The 15711-nt window shown below is 41.5% G+C and carries 19 protein-coding genes and 1 pseudogene; 14 read left to right on the top strand and 6 right to left on the bottom strand.

Features of this window, described 5'->3' with window-relative positions:
* Positions 1–56 precede the first annotated feature (56 nt).
* Positions 57–1118, bottom strand: coding sequence for a lactonase family protein (locus tag CVD23_RS03845; protein WP_101665235.1), 1062 nt, complete (start codon positions 1116–1118; stop codon positions 57–59).
* Between the two features lie 237 nt (positions 1119–1355).
* Between CVD23_RS03845 and CVD23_RS03840 the strand changes: the two genes are divergently transcribed.
* Entirely contained in the window at positions 1356–2150 is a 795-nt protein-coding gene (locus tag CVD23_RS03840) for an SDR family NAD(P)-dependent oxidoreductase (protein ID WP_101665234.1), read from the top strand.
* A 156-nt stretch (positions 2151–2306) separates the two neighbouring features.
* Here CVD23_RS03840 and CVD23_RS03835 read toward each other — a convergent pair whose 3' ends face one another.
* A complete protein-coding gene (locus CVD23_RS03835) occupies positions 2307–2489 on the bottom strand; it encodes an H-type small acid-soluble spore protein (RefSeq protein ID WP_101665233.1) in 183 nt (60 codons plus the stop codon).
* 111 nt (positions 2490–2600) lie between these two features.
* Positions 2601–2753: pseudogene (locus tag CVD23_RS22285) on the bottom strand (mechanosensitive ion channel); the annotation flags it as partial.
* Positions 2754–2831: 78 nt separating this feature from the next.
* Here CVD23_RS22285 and CVD23_RS03830 point away from each other — a divergent pair.
* The 6 genes from CVD23_RS03830 (at position 2832) to CVD23_RS03810 (ending at position 8749) form a co-directional block, all read left to right on the top strand.
* Complete coding sequence (locus CVD23_RS03830; protein WP_257987931.1) at positions 2832–4679, top strand: LTA synthase family protein; 1848 nt, start codon at positions 2832–2834, stop codon at positions 4677–4679.
* Between the two features lie 95 nt (positions 4680–4774).
* Positions 4775–4888, top strand: a complete 114-nt coding sequence (locus CVD23_RS22760; protein ID WP_125928851.1) for a TlpA family protein disulfide reductase — start codon at positions 4775–4777, stop codon at positions 4886–4888.
* 105 nt (positions 4889–4993) lie between these two features.
* Positions 4994–5542 (top strand): tetratricopeptide repeat protein, encoded by a 549-nt coding sequence (locus CVD23_RS21600; RefSeq protein ID WP_308314915.1) that lies wholly within the window; start codon positions 4994–4996, stop codon positions 5540–5542.
* Between the two features lie 238 nt (positions 5543–5780).
* Positions 5781–6203 carry a MerR family transcriptional regulator gene (locus tag CVD23_RS22675; RefSeq protein WP_101665232.1) on the top strand — a complete coding sequence of 141 codons (423 nt, stop codon included), beginning with the start codon at positions 5781–5783 and terminating at the stop codon, positions 6201–6203.
* A gap of 129 nt (positions 6204–6332) precedes the next feature.
* On the top strand, positions 6333–7658 hold the full coding sequence (locus CVD23_RS03815) for a hemolysin family protein (protein WP_101575427.1): 1326 nt from the start codon (positions 6333–6335) through the stop codon (positions 7656–7658).
* 197 nt (positions 7659–7855) lie between these two features.
* A complete protein-coding gene (locus CVD23_RS03810) occupies positions 7856–8749 on the top strand; it encodes a diacylglycerol/lipid kinase family protein (RefSeq protein ID WP_101665231.1) in 894 nt (297 codons plus the stop codon).
* 136 nt (positions 8750–8885) lie between these two features.
* Here the strand turns inward: CVD23_RS03810 and CVD23_RS03805 are convergent, their stop codons facing one another.
* On the bottom strand, positions 8886–9320 hold the full coding sequence (locus CVD23_RS03805; protein ID WP_101575425.1) for a Dps family protein: 435 nt from the start codon (positions 9318–9320) through the stop codon (positions 8886–8888).
* Positions 9321–9556: 236 nt separating this feature from the next.
* Here CVD23_RS03805 and CVD23_RS03800 point away from each other — a divergent pair, with 236 nt between their 5' ends.
* The 5 genes from CVD23_RS03800 (at position 9557) to CVD23_RS03785 (ending at position 12049) form a co-directional block, all read left to right on the top strand.
* Positions 9557–10417 carry a sulfite exporter TauE/SafE family protein gene (locus CVD23_RS03800; RefSeq protein ID WP_101665230.1) on the top strand — a complete coding sequence of 287 codons (861 nt, stop codon included), beginning with the start codon at positions 9557–9559 and terminating at the stop codon, positions 10415–10417.
* A gap of 71 nt (positions 10418–10488) precedes the next feature.
* Complete coding sequence (locus CVD23_RS03795; RefSeq protein ID WP_308314914.1) at positions 10489–10890, top strand: HTH domain-containing protein; 402 nt, start codon at positions 10489–10491, stop codon at positions 10888–10890.
* Positions 10845–10970: a helix-turn-helix domain-containing protein gene (locus CVD23_RS22670; protein WP_308314916.1), complete on the top strand. Its 126-nt coding sequence runs from the start codon at positions 10845–10847 to the stop codon at positions 10968–10970. The genes CVD23_RS03795 and CVD23_RS22670 overlap by 46 nt, the downstream gene beginning before the upstream one ends.
* On the top strand, positions 10963–11721 hold the full coding sequence (gene chbG, locus CVD23_RS03790) for a chitin disaccharide deacetylase (RefSeq protein WP_101665229.1): 759 nt from the start codon (positions 10963–10965) through the stop codon (positions 11719–11721). The genes CVD23_RS22670 and chbG overlap by 8 nt, the downstream gene beginning before the upstream one ends.
* A 13-nt stretch (positions 11722–11734) precedes the next feature.
* Positions 11735–12049 carry a PTS lactose/cellobiose transporter subunit IIA gene (locus tag CVD23_RS03785; protein ID WP_101665228.1) on the top strand — a complete coding sequence of 105 codons (315 nt, stop codon included), beginning with the start codon at positions 11735–11737 and terminating at the stop codon, positions 12047–12049.
* A 45-nt stretch (positions 12050–12094) separates the two neighbouring features.
* Here CVD23_RS03785 and CVD23_RS03780 read toward each other — a convergent pair whose 3' ends face one another.
* Positions 12095–12469: a DMT family transporter gene (locus CVD23_RS03780; protein WP_101575418.1), complete on the bottom strand. Its 375-nt coding sequence runs from the start codon at positions 12467–12469 to the stop codon at positions 12095–12097.
* A gap of 289 nt (positions 12470–12758) precedes the next feature.
* Here CVD23_RS03780 and CVD23_RS03775 point away from each other — a divergent pair, with 289 nt between their 5' ends.
* Positions 12759–13085, top strand: a complete 327-nt coding sequence (locus CVD23_RS03775; RefSeq protein ID WP_101575417.1) for a PTS lactose/cellobiose transporter subunit IIA — start codon at positions 12759–12761, stop codon at positions 13083–13085.
* A 16-nt stretch (positions 13086–13101) separates the two neighbouring features.
* The gene (locus tag CVD23_RS03770; protein WP_101665227.1) at positions 13102–14430 is read left to right on the top strand and encodes a 6-phospho-beta-glucosidase; all 1329 of its coding nucleotides are present in this window, start codon (positions 13102–13104) and stop codon (positions 14428–14430) included.
* Between the two features lie 108 nt (positions 14431–14538).
* Here CVD23_RS03770 and CVD23_RS03765 read toward each other — a convergent pair whose 3' ends face one another.
* Positions 14539–15666: an FtsW/RodA/SpoVE family cell cycle protein gene (locus CVD23_RS03765; protein ID WP_257987927.1), complete on the bottom strand. Its 1128-nt coding sequence runs from the start codon at positions 15664–15666 to the stop codon at positions 14539–14541.
* Positions 15667–15711 lie beyond the last annotated feature (45 nt).

The following is a 15711-nucleotide window of genomic DNA, read 5'->3' as shown; positions in this document are numbered from 1 at the left end:
TGGAACACCCTGAAACCCGAGGACAAGAAGACAATATCTAATTCCTGTTTTCTACTCTACATATTTAAAAATTTTACACAAACCGGGTCGGGAACGGTGACATCCGCTTGCAGGAGCTTCAGCTTCCCCGACGCTTCGTCCCGGGCGAATAACACGAGATTGCTTGTGTTTTGATTGGAAGCGACAAGGAATTTTTCTGTTGGATCTAACACAAAATCGCGCGGCCAGTCTCCCTCCGTTGAGGTATGCTCGACAAACGTGAGTTCACCCGTATCTGCATTGACGCTGAAAACGGCGATGCTGTTGTGCCCCCGGTTAGCGGCGTATACGAAGCGGCCATCAGAGGAGATATGAATAGCGCTTCCCTGATTGTTCTCGGTAAAGTCGTTCGGAATTGTTGCAATATATTGCAGTTCAGTAAAGCTGCCGTCCTGTTCATTGTATTGAACAACAATTACTTCGGAACTGAGCTCTGTCATAATGTATGCATATTTTTGGTTTGGATGGAAGACAAGATGTCTTGGCCCGCTTCCCGCTTTGACCGATAAACTGTTTACTTCAGTCAGTACCCCGTTGTTTTCTTTATAAGTAAGGACTTTATCAATGCCTAAATCGACTACAGCGATATACTTCCCGTCAGGTGTAAAGTCGGCGTAATGCGTATGCGGCTTTTCCTGGCGCTCTTTGTTAGGACCAGTGCCTTCAAATTGGATAATGGATGAGGCAGGTTGAACGGCTCCATTCTCTTTGTTGAGCAAAAATGATTCGAGCGTTCCTTTATGATAGTTTGCAGTCATGACCAGGCGGTGTTCGCTGTCAACGCTAAGATGGCATGGAGGTGATCCTGCGCTTACCTGGCTGTTGATTGGTTGCAATTCCCCAGTTTCGCCAGTCACTTTAAAAGCAGCAACTCCGCCCGCTTCTCCTTCTTTTACAACTGAATAAAGGAATTGATTATCCTTGCTGATCGTTAAATATGTAGGGTTGTCCAGCTCAGCGGCAGCAGTTACCCCGCTGATTTCGGCTTGGGCTGTATCCAATGCAAAAGTATAAATTCCCTTGCTGTCACCTTTTGTATACGTTCCGACATAGCCAATAAGCTTGCTGCGATTCGTCATCTTAGCTCCTCCTTCAATTAAATGCATTAGTTTCATTATATCACGAGCAAATGATTACGGTTAAAAATCGGACGTCTGGCGAAACGAAGTTTGGTGGGTTTACTTTTACAGCCGTACAGATGGTGGTTGCAGGATTGATATTAATTTTGGCGAATTGGAAATATAGATTTTAAGAAGATGCAAAGGTTTAGTTGAGTTTCAAGACAATTTATGCATAAAAAAGAAGGAGTAAAAATCGTGAATATTAACTTAGCAGGTAAAAAAGCAATTATCAGCGGATCAACGACAGGAATAGGATATGCGATTGCAAAAGGTTTAGCTGAAGCTGGCGCAACTGTGCTTATTAACGGGCGCAGCGCGAAAGGCGTGGAGGAAGCTGTCGCGCGGCTTCATGATGAAGTCGTGAAAGCAGAGGTAACGGGTTTTGCGGCTGATTTGAGCAAGAGTGCGGAAGCGAGCCGGTTAATGGAATATTGGCCGGAAGCGGATATTCTCGTTAATAACATCGGTATATTTGAACCCAGGCCTTTTTTTGAAATCGATGACGAGGAATGGGAGCAGTATTTTCAAGTAAATGTGATGACCGCGGTCCGGCTTACGCGCTATTATGCAGCAGGAATGGTTGAGAGAGGCTGGGGGAGAGTGCTTTTTAACGGAAGCTCGACAGGCGGTTTTTTTTCGGGAGAAATGGTTCACTACGGGGCAACCAAGGCAGCGATATTGGGATTGTCGAGGGGAGTCGCCGAAAGCACAGCAGGGAGCGGTGTAACGGCTAACACATTTCTGCCCGGGCCCACCTGCACTGAAAAAGTCGAGGAGCATTTTAAATCAGCGGCAGCCGAATTGGGACAGACGTTTGAAGAAATTGAAAAGGATCTATTTGAAAAAAGCCTTCCAAGTTCATTGGTAAAGCGCTTCGTTTCCGGCAAAGAGATAGCAAATCTGGTTGTATTTTTAGCATCAGAACAAGCAGCTGCGATAACCGGAACAGCCATGCGCGTTGATGGGGGTATCGTTCGGTCGATTTTGTAAGTCAGAGTTCCACGAATAGAAACGAGAGAACCACCCTGAATGATATGGGTGGTTCTTGATTAGATTAGGAAGTTAACTGGAATGTGTAGATACAATGTCGTAATCGCAAGTGTGGTTTTGGCAATTCAGGCGTTTGTTATCCATCTCCGAATACAGCTACTCTACTTCAGTTAACTCTCCAATCTCAACTACGTTGGTCTCTTTGAGCGGCCCTCTCATATGAACTGTTGCTGTTCGGCCGTCCTCATTCACCTCGTCAATCCAGACTGAAATATTATGATATTTCACTTCAATATCAGCTGGAGAAGATAGAATTTGTTTAACCCGATTTAGATCCATTAGTTCGCCTCCTCATATTATTTGTTATTTTTTCAATAAGGATGAATTTTATGCCTTTATCACTGAAATTGATATTTGCCGTTTATGATGGAAACCTCGGAATTTATGAGCAAACGGCAGCCCGAATGACACGGCCAGTCCGCGAAGAATGAGAATAAATGCCTGGTTGACGATCGAAGCGGCTGCACCAAGCTGATCCAGTGCCATGAATACAGATATGGCGATAAACGCATACTTTGAAATGGAAGCAAGAATGGTAAGTTCGGAGCATGAAGGATGCTGTCAAGCATGTACTGAACACTGAACAATGGTTTAACCTGGGAAAGAATCAGGAGGGGTTGTGTGAGCGCAGATCGAAAAATAAAAGTTAACATCATTCATGCAGCCGTTTTCTTTCTCTGGTGCAAGACGTATTTAGCCTATAAATACAGCTTCGAACTGAGCGGCGAAAATCTAATGCAGGAATATATTTTAATTTTAAACCCACTAAGCTTTTTGATGATTGGCGCGGGAATTGGCCTGTTTTTGACTGGCAGGAAACGAAACTATTTTGTGCTCATTTTCCATGCTTTCATATCGGTCGTTCTATATGCGAACGTGGTGTATTACCGCGAGTTTTTCGATTTCATCACGATTCCTTTATTAATGCAGAGGAGCAATTTCGCCGATTTGGGAACAAGTATCAGGGAATTGGTTAACTTGACTGATATTTTTTATTTCTTGGACACTGTCTTCCTCGCATATCTTGTTGTTCGAAAGCCTGTTCTCCTTTCACTGGAAGGTTATTCACGGCCGCAAAAAACAGCTTTCTATTATATAGCAGCAGCACTTGCGTTCTTAAACTTAAGCCTGGCCGAAACGCAGCGGTCTGAATTATTGACACGGACGTTTGACAGGGAAATTCTTGTGAAAAATATTGGGACATATCATTACCATATTTACGATGCTTTTCTCCATACAAAAGCAAAAGCACAGCGGGCAATGGCTGATGGGGATGAATTGAGTGATATAGAAAATTTTACTCAAGCCCGCTATAAAAAGCCCACAGCAACTTTGTTCGGAATTGGCAAAGGAAAGAACCTGATTGTCGTTTCGCTTGAATCAACCCAAAGCTTTGTTATTGGCCAGAAGGTTAATGAACAGGAAATCACTCCTTTCTTAAATGACTTTAAGGAGGAAAGCTTCTATTTTGACGAGTTTTATCATCAAACTGGACAGGGAAAAACGTCTGATTCTGAATTTCTGCTCGATAATTCACTGTATCCGTTAAGCAGGGGAGCTGTGTTTTTTACTCATGCTGATAACCGTTATTATTCGATGAATGAAAAATTGAAGGAAAAAGGATATTTTACGGCCACATTGCATGCCAATAATAAAAGCTTTTGGAATCGCGATGTGATGTACGGGAATTTAAAATATGACCGTTTTTATTCTCTGCTCGATTATCAAGTCACAGCGCAAAATTCGGTTGGATGGGGAATGAAGGATATCGATTTTTTCTATCAGTCGGTTCAGCATATGAAGCAAATGCCCCGTCCTTTTTACACAAAGTTCATTACACTGACGAACCATTTTCCGTTTGAGCTCAAGCCCGAGGATCAGTTGATCGATGAATACCACTCTGTGAGCGGGACATTAAATCGTTATTTTCCGACTGTACGTTATACAGATGAAGCCATAAAGCTTTTTATAGAAGATTTAAAAAAGGAAGGTTTATACGAAGACTCCATTCTTGTTTTGTATGGAGATCATTATGGGATTTCGGAGAACCATCATGAGGCGATGGGACAATTTTTGGGAAAGGAAATCACCCCGTACGAGAACATCAGACTTCAGCGGGTCCCTCTATTTATTCATATACCTGGTATTAAAGGCGGTACGATTTCTTCCATCTCCGGCCAAGTGGACTTGCGTCCAACGTTGTTGCATTTACTGGGCATTGAAACAAAAGAAGACATCCAGTTTGGTACGGATCTTTTTTCGAAGCAGCGGGATCAATTTACCGTTCTCCGCGATGGAAGCTTTATCTCGAACGATTTTATTTTTACAGGAGGCAATTGCTATCAGAAGGATACAGGTATAGTCATCGAAAAAGCAAGCTGTGAACCAATTATCGAACAGGCAAAACAGGAGCTCGAGTATTCAGATCAAATCATTTATGGAGACTTGCTTCGCTTTTATCAAAAATAGTGCGAGGGTCATAAAACATTGCCGGCATAAACTTATTATTTGCTTTAAGCCTGAGAATTCATGTATCTTTGTACTAAAAAGGGAGGCTTGTTGAAATGCTGCTTGAAAAATTACCGGATCTTTCATTAACAGATATGAGCGGTAACCCATTTGCACTCAAGGAGTTACAAGGCAAAAAGACGCTAATCTTTATGTGGGCTTCTTGGTGACGATGCAGAGAGCAGCTGCCAGGCTGGCAGCGATTTCATGAAAAGCATCGCGACAACGGCTTTGAAATTCTTTCTGTTGCTGTTGATATTCAAGGACCTGAGGTCGTGAGGCGGTATACAGAATATACCTCTTTTCAAACAGTCGTCGATACCGAAAATAAGTTATCGAACCTTTTTGGCTTTAAGATTGTCCCGAATGGAGTTTTTATTGACCATGACGGCACGATTCGCCTCATTAAAGAAGGATTTCATGTAACAAACGAGGAGCATATTTTAGCCGTTGAAAAACTAATCGATAATCAAGAAGAATCGATTCAGCTACAGGACACGTACCATGTTCACCGAAAAAAGCTGAGCGAACTTGAAGTAAGCCTTGCACAAACAAAATTTAAGCTCGGACTGGCGTATGCAGGTGCCGGAAAACATGATGACGCCTTAAAGCAGCTTGATGATGCGCTTGAGCTTGATCCTGATAATTTCTTAATTCGCAAACAGCGGTGGTACATCCGCTTTCCAGAAAAATTCTTTCCTGTAATAGATATCGAGTGGCAGCAAAAGCAACTTGAAAGAGAACGTGCTGAAGAACAAATGAGATCAGACGATGTCTGCGGACCAGATGGATGCATCATTCCGGGAACACAAAAAACAGATTAATTTTCAAAAAAAATCGTTAAGGCAGCCTGTTGTGGACTTTCACTTCAGGCATTTTTTGCCGGGATTCATAAAAAACGTTCAGGGTTGTGATTAATTTAAAAAATAAAGGGTAGTTTTGTATGAAGAGCTTTGATAAAAAAGACATTTTTTGGGCGTGGACACATATGATTTGCCAGAATCGTTTATATTTTATATCATTTGATTACAACCATCGCGTGATGGTTTTGATAAAGGGGGGGTGGCTGACCATGGGGTTGTAGGATATCGTATAGGTGAATTGGCCCGATTGGCCAACGTCACCAAACGAACTATCGATTATTATACGAATATTGGGATTTTAAGACCGAAACGTTCAGGTTCAAACTACCGCTATTATGATGATCATGATCTTGAACAATTACGGTTCATTGAACAGTGTAAACGTGAAAACTTAACACTTGAAGAAATAAAAAAACGTACAATTGCGAAGAAAAAGGAAGTAATCCAGAACATTCATGGATCAGATCTTTTACAAGAACAGATAAAACGTCTCCAGCAGGATATGGAAACAATTATTCCACTTCTGGAAAATCTGGATCCTGATCAACGCATTCTCTTTAAAAAGCATTTCACGTCTGAGAACATGTCATTAATACAGTCGCTGCTTTTATTACTGATGTGAGTTTAGAAGGATGCGAATCTACCTTTTTCCCAGACTCGATTTAAAACTGACATTTAAATCATAAGAAAAATAATTTATTCACCTAAAGGGAGGTGTTTGTCTTACTCATTACTTGAGTAAGGCACTTGCTTGATAACAGTTAACCTGATACTAGTCGCAATCCTGATAGCTTTAACCGCATTTTTCGTTGCTGCGGAATTTGCTATTGTGAAAATTAGAACAACGAGAATTGACCAGCTTGTGATAGAAGGAAATAAAAATGCAATAGCTGCTAAAAGGGTCATTGGGGCCCTGGATGAGTACTTATCAGCGTGCCAGCTTGGCATTACGATTACCGCTTTAGGTTTAGGGTGGCTTGGCGAGCCGACAGTCGAAAGGCTTTTGTTTCCCCTATTTGAAAAATACGCTGTAAATGAATCGTTATCTCATATCTTATCGTTTGCGATCGCATTCGCTTCCGTAACGTTTTTGCATGTTGTAGTTGGGGAACTTGCCCCGAAAACGGTTGCCATTCAGAAAGCGGAGGCTGTTACTCTTTATTTTTCAAGACCGTTGATTCTTTTCTATCGTGTGATGTATCCTTTCATCTGGGTCCTCAATGGTTCTGCCAGGCTGCTAGTGGGGATATTTGGCTTAAAGCCTGCTTCCGAGCATGAAGTTGCCCATAGTGAAGAAGAGCTTCGCCTCATACTTTCAGAAAGCTTCAAAAAAGGCGAAATCAATCAATCTGAATTCAAGTATGTGAACAAAATTTTTGAATTCGATGATCGAATAGCCAAGGAAATCATGGTTCCAAGAACGGAAATTATTGGCCTTGACAAGGATGCATCCATTGATGAAATTCTGGGGACAATTCGTGATGAAAAATTTACAAGATATCCGGTTATTGACGGCGACAAGGATAACATCATCGGAATCATCAATATAAAAGAGCTCCTTACGGCAAGCTTGTTTGTAAAAAGTGAATTTGAGATTGAGAAATATATAAAACCTGTGATTCGTGTAATTGAAAACATCCCAATTCACGATTTGCTGCTGAAGATGCAAAAAGAACGAACCCATATGGCAGTCCTTCTTGATGAATACGGTGGGACAGCAGGACTGATAACGGTTGAAGATATTCTGGAGGAAATTGTCGGCGAAATTCGTGACGAATTCGATGCCGATGAAATTCCGCTAGTGCGGAAAATCAATAACCAGCACTATATTTTTGACGCCAAGGTGTTAATCGGCGATGTTAACGACTTGCTTGGCATTTCTATACCCGAAGAGGATATCGATACGCTGGGCGGCTGGATTTTGACACAGAGGTATGATGTTGAGCAGGGTGATGTCATGCAGGCGGAAGGGTACGATTTTATCGTTAAAGAGCTTGACGGACATCACATCTTATATATTGAAGTCAAAAAATCCCAGCCAATAAAACTGGAAGTCAGCGAAGCAGCTGACAAGTAAAATTTTTAACAGAAACGGGCAGACCATCTCGGTCTGTCCTTTTTTTGTGCAAAGACGATCGTTGGCAGAAAGATTGACCCGTATTTTATTCGCATGCAGCGACCCAGTATCCTGCCTTTATGTAAACATGGTTTATTTTTTTCTTAAAATGGGCATTGATTCAATATAGTCAATTTTACTGAAAAGGGAGTGCGGGCATGGGGAAGATAGACAAAGCTATGCTTGTTTACAATGCGCATGCGGGGCAACAAGGGGTTCAATCAAATTTAGAAGCCTGCCTCCCTATATTAGCAGCAGAAATTGAGCAGCTTACGGTGATGAAATCATCAGAACAAGGACATCTTGCTGAAATATGTAAAAACTATGGGGCTGAGCAGGATGTGCTGTTTATTTTGGGCGGGGATGGAACGGTTCATGAATGTATTAATGGACTGGCCGAATTACAAAAAAAACCGGCAATTGCTGTATTGCCTGGAGGAACATGTAATGATATAAGCCGAATGATGGAAATTCCCCAAAATATCCGAACAGCGGCTGAGGCATTGTTGACTGGTATCGCTCGGCCGTTTGATGCCATCAAGGCTGATGATCATTACTTGATTAATTTTTGGGGTATCGGCCTAGTCACGAAAACATCAAATAATATCAATGAAGCGGAAAAAGAACGGTTGGGAAAAATCAGCTATTATCTAAGTGCAATTCGCACAATTAATAAAATGGAACCTTTTCGCTATACAATAACCTGTGATGGAGAGACTAGCGCTGGTGAAGCAATCATGATCCTTGTTGCCAACGGCCAATTCATTGGAACGAATCGGCTTCCTTTTTGCAATATCAGCTTTGATGACGGCCTGGCCGAGATCATTATCGTAAAGAACGCGAGTTTAACATTATTAAAAGAACTTTTTACCCTGGATTTAACTCAAATAAATGAAGAAACAGGCAGAGAATTTCAGCTTTCAAGAGGAAGCAAAATAAAGATCGAAACAGAAAAGAGAATGGAAGCCGATATGGATGGAGAGGTTTATTTGCAAACCCCTTGTGAGCTGACCGTCTTAAAACATTATTTTCGGTTCATTAAGCCGGCTTAAAAAACCAGTATGCCGACAACATTTTTCAGTTATGAACAGAAGCAGTGTCATTTTCCTTGCTGTTTAATTGAAGCCATTTATTAGAATTGTTTTTCTAAAAAAAGATAAGTGCCGAATTGCGGCACCTATCTTTTTTTTATTCCCCTAAGTATGCATTTAACATCCAGATATGTTTATCAACTTTTTGAATCAAGCCGATAGCAAGATCATTGGTAATGATATCATTTTGTTCTTCGGCAAGGACTGCTACCTCTTGTAAACCTTCATTTATTTTTCTGTAGTCTTCAATAAGTGACTGGACCATTTCATTCGCTGTTGTTTCGCCGTTTGTTTCTTGCAATGTCGCTGCTTCTATATATTCCTTCAAGGTAGCTATCGGTTCGCCGCCAATCGCCAACAACCGTTCAGCTGTTTCGTCTATAACAAGGGCAGCTTCCGTGTAAAGCTCTTCGAACTTTTCATGAAGGGTGAAAAATAGTGGCCCTTTTACATACCAGTGAAAACGGTGCAATTTTGTATAAAGAATATTCCAATTCGCAATTTGTGTGTTCAATAGTTTTTGTAATGTCATTTATATAGTCCCTCCTAAATTTAACTTATTTTTATTTTATCCTATACCCATATTAAAATCAATACTAAATTATAATAATTATAAAATAAATATAATTATAATTTAAAACGTGTTTATAGTAAAAAACAATAATGCTCGGTTCCGTTGTTGAGGTCGAAGTGAAAAAGGGTGATAATAGAAGAGCATGTACGTAAATTGACAGCGTAACTACATACGCATATAAAAGGGTGTTAACGTTGGAAATTATACTTTACTTTATTATAGGTGCAATCATCAGTGTCCTTTCTGGTTTTTTCGGAGTAGGCGGCGGTTTTATCCTGACACCGATTCTATTATTGCTTGGCTTTTCGCCTATCGTGGCAATTACCATGAGCCTTTTTTATTCAATGGCAACATCCGGTTCAGGAATAGCCGGCCATATTCGTCTGAAAAATATCTTGTGGAAGGAAGGATTCATTCTTGGGAGCAGCGGAGTCATCGCGACCCAATTTGCCCGGCCTTTCGTTTTTTTCTTGGAAAGAAGAGGATTTGATGAAATCGTCATTCCTGTTTTCTATGTCATTTTATTAAGCTATTTTGCCTTTAAAATGCTGACGGGCGCTAACGGAGCCATAATCGAAAGCAATGCGGCAACTCATCCCTCATACATAAAGCTGGCGTTGATCGGCTTTTTTGGCGGCTTTATTTCAACTGCTCTCGGAGTGGGCGGCGGCTTTATTATTGTACCGTTAACGATTGCGTTTCTTGGTTTCCACCCGAAAAAGGCTGTCGGGACAAGCCTTTTTGCGGTGTTAATGATCGTGAGTGTCGGGTTTATCTCCTACGCCCTTACGATCTCAATTGATTACCGCGTTGGCCTGCTTCTCGCAGCGGGAGGTCTGCTTGGCTCCCAGTTCGGGGCAAAGTTGACGAGCTATTATCAACAAAAGGAAATTAAAGTCTACATGGCGCTCCTTTATATTGCTACATTGTTAAGCGTAGTTCTTAAATTAATGGAAATCAGCATGATTGGCCTTGGCATATTGGCCCTGTTTATTGGATTCTTTTTTACGAAATCATTTGTAAAATTGAAAACTGGAGTGAAGGATGCAGTATAATATAGAAAAAAACACAACAGATGATGTTCAGGAAGCTGAAATCACTCAATGAACCGGATGGAGGGGCCAAAATGCTTAATGCCCGGTTGAGCAGTATTTTGCGTGAACTTATGGCAGCCCGGAATTCATTAACCAGTCAATATTTAGCTAATGTGATTCAAGTAACGTCGAGAACCATTAGAAACGATATTAAAGAGCTGGACAGGCTACTGTCAGCGAATGGGGCTGGAATTAAATCAGTGCGGGGGAGCGGGTATGAGCTCAGAATTGACGACGACCAGCGTTTTCTAAAGCTATTAAAAGAAGTTTTTCAAAACAGCTCCCTTCACGAGGACCTTCCAACCTTGCCGGAAGAAAGAATCCGTTATTTAATCAAGCGCTTGTTGCTTTCGGACAAATTTGTAAAGCTCGATGAGTTGGCTGATGAATTTACATCAGCAGATCAACTGTTCAAAATGATCTTCGCGAAGTAAAGAAAATATTACAGGCCTACGGGATTGTTTTAGAAAAGCGGCCTAATTATGGTGTGAAATTAAGAGGAGAAAATGACTAAACTTATTATCAATGCAGATGACTTTGGATATTCAAAAGGGGTTAACCTTGGAATTATCGAGGCATATCAAAACGGCATTGTTACTTCAGCCACTTTGATGACAAATATGCCTGGCGCCCGGCATGCCGCAGCGCTTGCATTACAAAACCCGAACCTCGGGGTAGGAATTCATCTAGTGCTGGATTGTGGCCGGCCTGTGAATGAAAATGTCCCTTCGCTTATTAATGAAAAAGGGGATTTTCATCGTGCAAATGCTTTGATCGAGGTTGCTGAACTGGTGGATATTGAAAAAGAATACACGAGCCAAATTGAGAAATTTCTTTCGTTCGGTCTGAGCCCGACGCATCTTGACAGCCACCATCATCTTCATGGCCACGAAAAGATATTTCCGATTGTCAGCAAGCTTGCCAGAAAATATCATCTTCCGGTCCGAAAGGTGTCAGCTGACCTGCAACATTCCAGCAATATTGAATTGTCGACAGTTCAGCATTTTATACCGGATTTTTATGGGGACAGTTTAACTGCGGAGCACTTGCTGGAGCTAATGGATCAATCTCTTTCTTATGAAAGCGCTGAACTAATGTGCCATCCAGCATATATTGACGAACCGCTTTTAACCGGGAGTTCCTACGCCCTTCAAAGAGTGCGTGAGCTTGCGATACTAACAGATAACAGTGTCCGCAGCGCTGTCGCAGAAAAGGGCGTTGAATTGGTTACTTACAAAGAGGCTTTTAACCAGTCCTTTGTATAGAGAGGAGAAGCAATTGGAAAACAAAGAACAAATCATCTTTGAATTGATTCTTCATGGAGGAAATGCCAGAAGTGAGGCAATCGAAGCGATAGCTGCAGCGAAACAAGGGGATTTTGAAAAAGCGAGAAAAAAACTGCAGCTGGCGGGCGAGGCTTTAAACTCAGCGCACCATATCCAAACATCTTTAATCCAGGTAGAGATAAGTGGTGTTAAGAATGAAGTCTCACTTTTAATGGTCCATGCCCAGGATCATTTAATGAATGCCATGACTATCAAGGAATTAGCTGCGGAATTTGTCGACCTCTATGAACGGGTACTAGAAACATAGACTGAAATCAAAACGATTTACGGAGCAGCATCAATCTTTCCTAGATTACCTGGAATGCTGCTGCTCGTTTCCTGGCCCCTGTTCCTGAAACGTTTCATGCAATGGCGCTTTTAAATTGAGTAAAACAACACCAACTATGATCAAGACAATTCCTGCAACCATATTAAAACTGATTTTTTCTTTCCAGATTAATACTCCAATAACAGCAGTTGCAGCGGTTCCTACTCCCGACCAAATAGCATATGCAATGCTCAATGGGATCGTTTTGAGAGAGAGCGACAGGGAGAAAAAAGCTACACCGAAGCCTAAAATGACACCAATGCTGGGCAGTATTCGTGTAAACCCTTCAGATGCTTTTAGCATCGAAGTGCCAAACAGCTCAGAGATAATGGCAATAGCTAATAACAAATAAGAATTCATGGAAAAACCTCCAGATTTATCGTTGCTGCCTCGTGCTATGATTCACTTTACCTGTCATTGAATATGTCGTCAAATATCAAGGATCAACTTTTTCCGTTGCTTAAAGGAAAAAGCATAAGTGTAAATGTAAGCGTTTTTACAATAAACTGAAATCATCGGGGCATAACGAAACAAGCATCATAAGAATAATCGCCAGCAGCACGACGTTCCTCATGACGAAAATGGAGGGAGCGATAAGGGACTGTCAATCGCACATGAATAAGTTCCTTTGACATCGGAGGTGAAAGCATTGGAAGAATTAGAAGGGATTATTTTTCAAATTATCCTTTATGGAGGAAATGGGAAAAGCTCGGCGATGGAAGCTATTGCAGCTGCCAAACAGGGCGATTTCGAGGCGGCAAGGTCAAAATTGCTGGAATCTGCAGATGCATTAAATGAAGCGCATAAATTCCAGACTTCATTAATACAGGGAGAAGCAAAGGGAGAACAAGCGACAGTTTCGCTTCTGATGGTTCACGCCCAGGATCACTTAATGAATGCTATTACATTGAAAGACTTAGCCACTGAATTTGTAGACTTATATGAAATGATCACGTTAGAGAAAATTTCAAAATAGGTGGAGGTACAAAGAAATGAAAAAGGGTATAAAAATCGCAACCATTGGCGGAGGTTCAAGCTATACACCGGAGCTTGTCGAGGGTTTTATTAAAAGGTATGATGAATTTCCTGTAAGTGAACTTTGGTTGGTCGACATTGAAGCAGGCAGGGAAAAGCTGGAGATCGTTGGCAATCTCGCAAGGCGGATGGTCAGAAAAGCGGGTCTGCCAATAAAAATCTTTTTAACACTTGATCGCCGCGAGGCTTTAAAAGATGCAGATTTCGTCACCACTCAGTTCCGGGTAGGATTGTTGCAAGCACGCGCAAAAGATGAACGAATTCCAATGAAATACGGTGTTCTTGGCCAGGAAACGAACGGCCCAGGCGGATTATTTAAGGGGTTGCGGACAATTCCGGTGATCTTGGAAATTTGCCGGGACATGGAAGAGTTATGTCCTGACGCTTGGCTGATTAACTTCACGAATCCGGCAGGCATGGTAACAGAAGCAGTACTGCGCTATTCCAACATTAAAAAAGTCGTCGGCCTGTGCAATGTTCCAATCGGGATGGAAATGGGAATCGCCAAATTACTGGATGTGGAACATTCGCGCATCCGTATTGATTTTACTGGCTTGAATCATATGGTTTATGGATTGGATGTTTATGTCGACGGAGGGAGTGTAAAGGATAAAGTCATTGATCTGTTGACAGACCCGAATAACAGCAGCTTCGTCAAGAATATTCAAGGATTGGGCTGGGAACCGGGATTCATTAAAGCATTAAATATTTTGACCTGTCCCTATCATATGTACTATTACAAAACAAAAGAAATGATCGATAAAGATGTTGCTAATGCAGAAAAAGAAGGAACCCGTGCTGAAGTAGTCCAAAAGCTCGAAAAAGAATTGTTCGAGCTTTATAAAGATCCCAACCTGGATATTAAACCGCCGCAACTTGAAAAGCGGGGCGGAGCCTATTATTCAGATGCTGCAGTACGCCTGATCACGTCCATTTACAATGATAAACGCGATATTCAGCCTGTTAATACAAGGAATAACGGGGCTATTGCCAGTATCCCGAATGAATCTGCAGTTGAAGTAAGCTGTGTCATTACAAAGGACGGTCCTAAACCAATTGTGATGGGAGATCTGCCCGTCCCGGTCCGCGGGCTTGTTCAGCAAATTAAGTCATTTGAAAGAGTGGCTGCCGAGGCAGCTGTCACGGGCGATTATAATACAGCCCTGCTGGCGATGACGATAAATCCTTTGACTCCGTCCGATAGGATCGGCCGGGAAATTTTAGACGAAATGATGGAAGCACATAAAGAGCACTTACCGCAGTTTTTTAAGAAGATTGAGGCATAATCATGGTTAAAACAATATGGATCCGGTGCTTCTTGCACCGGATCCATATTTTGTTCCTGTTATGCAAATTTCTCCTAATGACGAAAAAGCAGTCGATCGAAAAACAAATCATTGATTATTCCCAAACATATACCTCTTTGTTTTCGCCGAGATGTTTAAGATAAGGCTTAACGCTAATAAAGACCCGAGAATCGAACTGCCTCCATAGCTAAGCAATGGCAGCGGGATTCCTGTTATCGGTACGAGCCCGATCACCATGCCGATGTTTTCGAAAATATGAAAGGTGAGCATGGAAATGACTCCTGCGGCGATCAGGCATTCGAATACTCCTTTGTTCTGCAGGGCAATAATGATAATTCGATAAATTAAAATAAAGTACAAGCCGACGACAATGCTTGTTCCGAGGAAACCAAACTCTTCACCGATAATTGTAAAGATAAAATCAGAGTGAGCTTCCGGTACAACAACCTGGGCGTTGTCAAAGCCTTTTCCATACAAGGTTCCAGAGCCTACTGCGAGGATTGAATTTGCCAGTTGGTAGCCGATGCCTTCCCGGTATTTAAAAGGATCGAGCCATGATTCAATCCGGTTTAACTGGTAAGGATCGAGGAAAAGCAATAAAAGATCCGGAACCTTCACATAAATGTAAACAAGTACTCCCAGAACCATTAACGATAATAATGCCATGCTAGCAATAATTAACCAATGAATTCCGGATACCAACAACATACCAATCATGATGATGCAGATAACCATTGCTGTACCGGCATCAGGCTGCATTAAAATCAGCACGAGCGGCGGCAAAGTGGCTGCGACGATTTTGCAAATCAGGACAAGGTCGGTGCGGATGGTCTGCTCCAAAAACTTTTCATTATGTGATGCAATCAATTTTGCTAGGAACACGATCAGAAACACCTTCATAAACTCTGACGGCTGAATCGTACCAATGCCTTCAAAATTAAACCATGATTTAGCACCTTTCGTGACTGGTGCAATACTTTCCGGAGCTGCAATTAAAACAGACAGAAGCATCACTCCAAATAAATATAAATAGACCGAAATTTTTTTAATTTGATCGAAATCAAAAAAGTAAACGGCAGTCGATATAACTAGTCCGGCCACATACCAGACAACTTGCTTCATTGCGAAATTATCCGGATATGGCAAGTACTTTTGAGAACTATAAATTGACACACAGCTGATGATCATAAATAAAAATACACTAGCGTTGCACAAAAAATCTATGAAAAAGTCAAGGATGAAAAAATGGAATAAAAATCA

This window comes from Bacillus sp. V33-4, from assembly GCF_002860225.1.
Lineage (GTDB): Bacteria > Bacillota > Bacilli > Bacillales > Cytobacillaceae > Bacillus_BJ > Bacillus_BJ canaveralius.
The sequence above is the reverse complement of the archived record's forward strand: the minus strand, read 5'-3'. Positions and strand labels throughout refer to the sequence as shown.

Bases quoted from the DNA above. Each gene is read 5' to 3' on its own strand.
- CVD23_RS03845 (WP_101665235.1), bottom strand. From the start codon at position 1,118: ATGACGAATCGCAGCAAGCTTATTGGCTATGTCGGAACGTATACAAAA.
- CVD23_RS03835 (WP_101665233.1), bottom strand. From the start codon at position 2,489: ATGGATCTAAATCGGGTTAAACAAATTCTATCTTCTCCAGCTGATATT.
- CVD23_RS22760 (WP_125928851.1), top strand. From the start codon at position 4,775: ATGCTGCTTGAAAAATTACCGGATCTTTCATTAACAGATATGAGCGGT.
- CVD23_RS03810 (WP_101665231.1), top strand. From the start codon at position 7,856: ATGGGGAAGATAGACAAAGCTATGCTTGTTTACAATGCGCATGCGGGG.
- CVD23_RS03805 (WP_101575425.1), bottom strand. From the start codon at position 9,320: ATGACATTACAAAAACTATTGAACACACAAATTGCGAATTGGAATATT.
- CVD23_RS03795 (WP_308314914.1), top strand. From the start codon at position 10,489: ATGCTTAATGCCCGGTTGAGCAGTATTTTGCGTGAACTTATGGCAGCC.
- chbG (WP_101665229.1), top strand. From the start codon at position 10,963: ATGACTAAACTTATTATCAATGCAGATGACTTTGGATATTCAAAAGGG.
- CVD23_RS03780 (WP_101575418.1), bottom strand. From the start codon at position 12,469: ATGAATTCTTATTTGTTATTAGCTATTGCCATTATCTCTGAGCTGTTT.
- CVD23_RS03770 (WP_101665227.1), top strand. From the start codon at position 13,102: ATGAAAAAGGGTATAAAAATCGCAACCATTGGCGGAGGTTCAAGCTAT.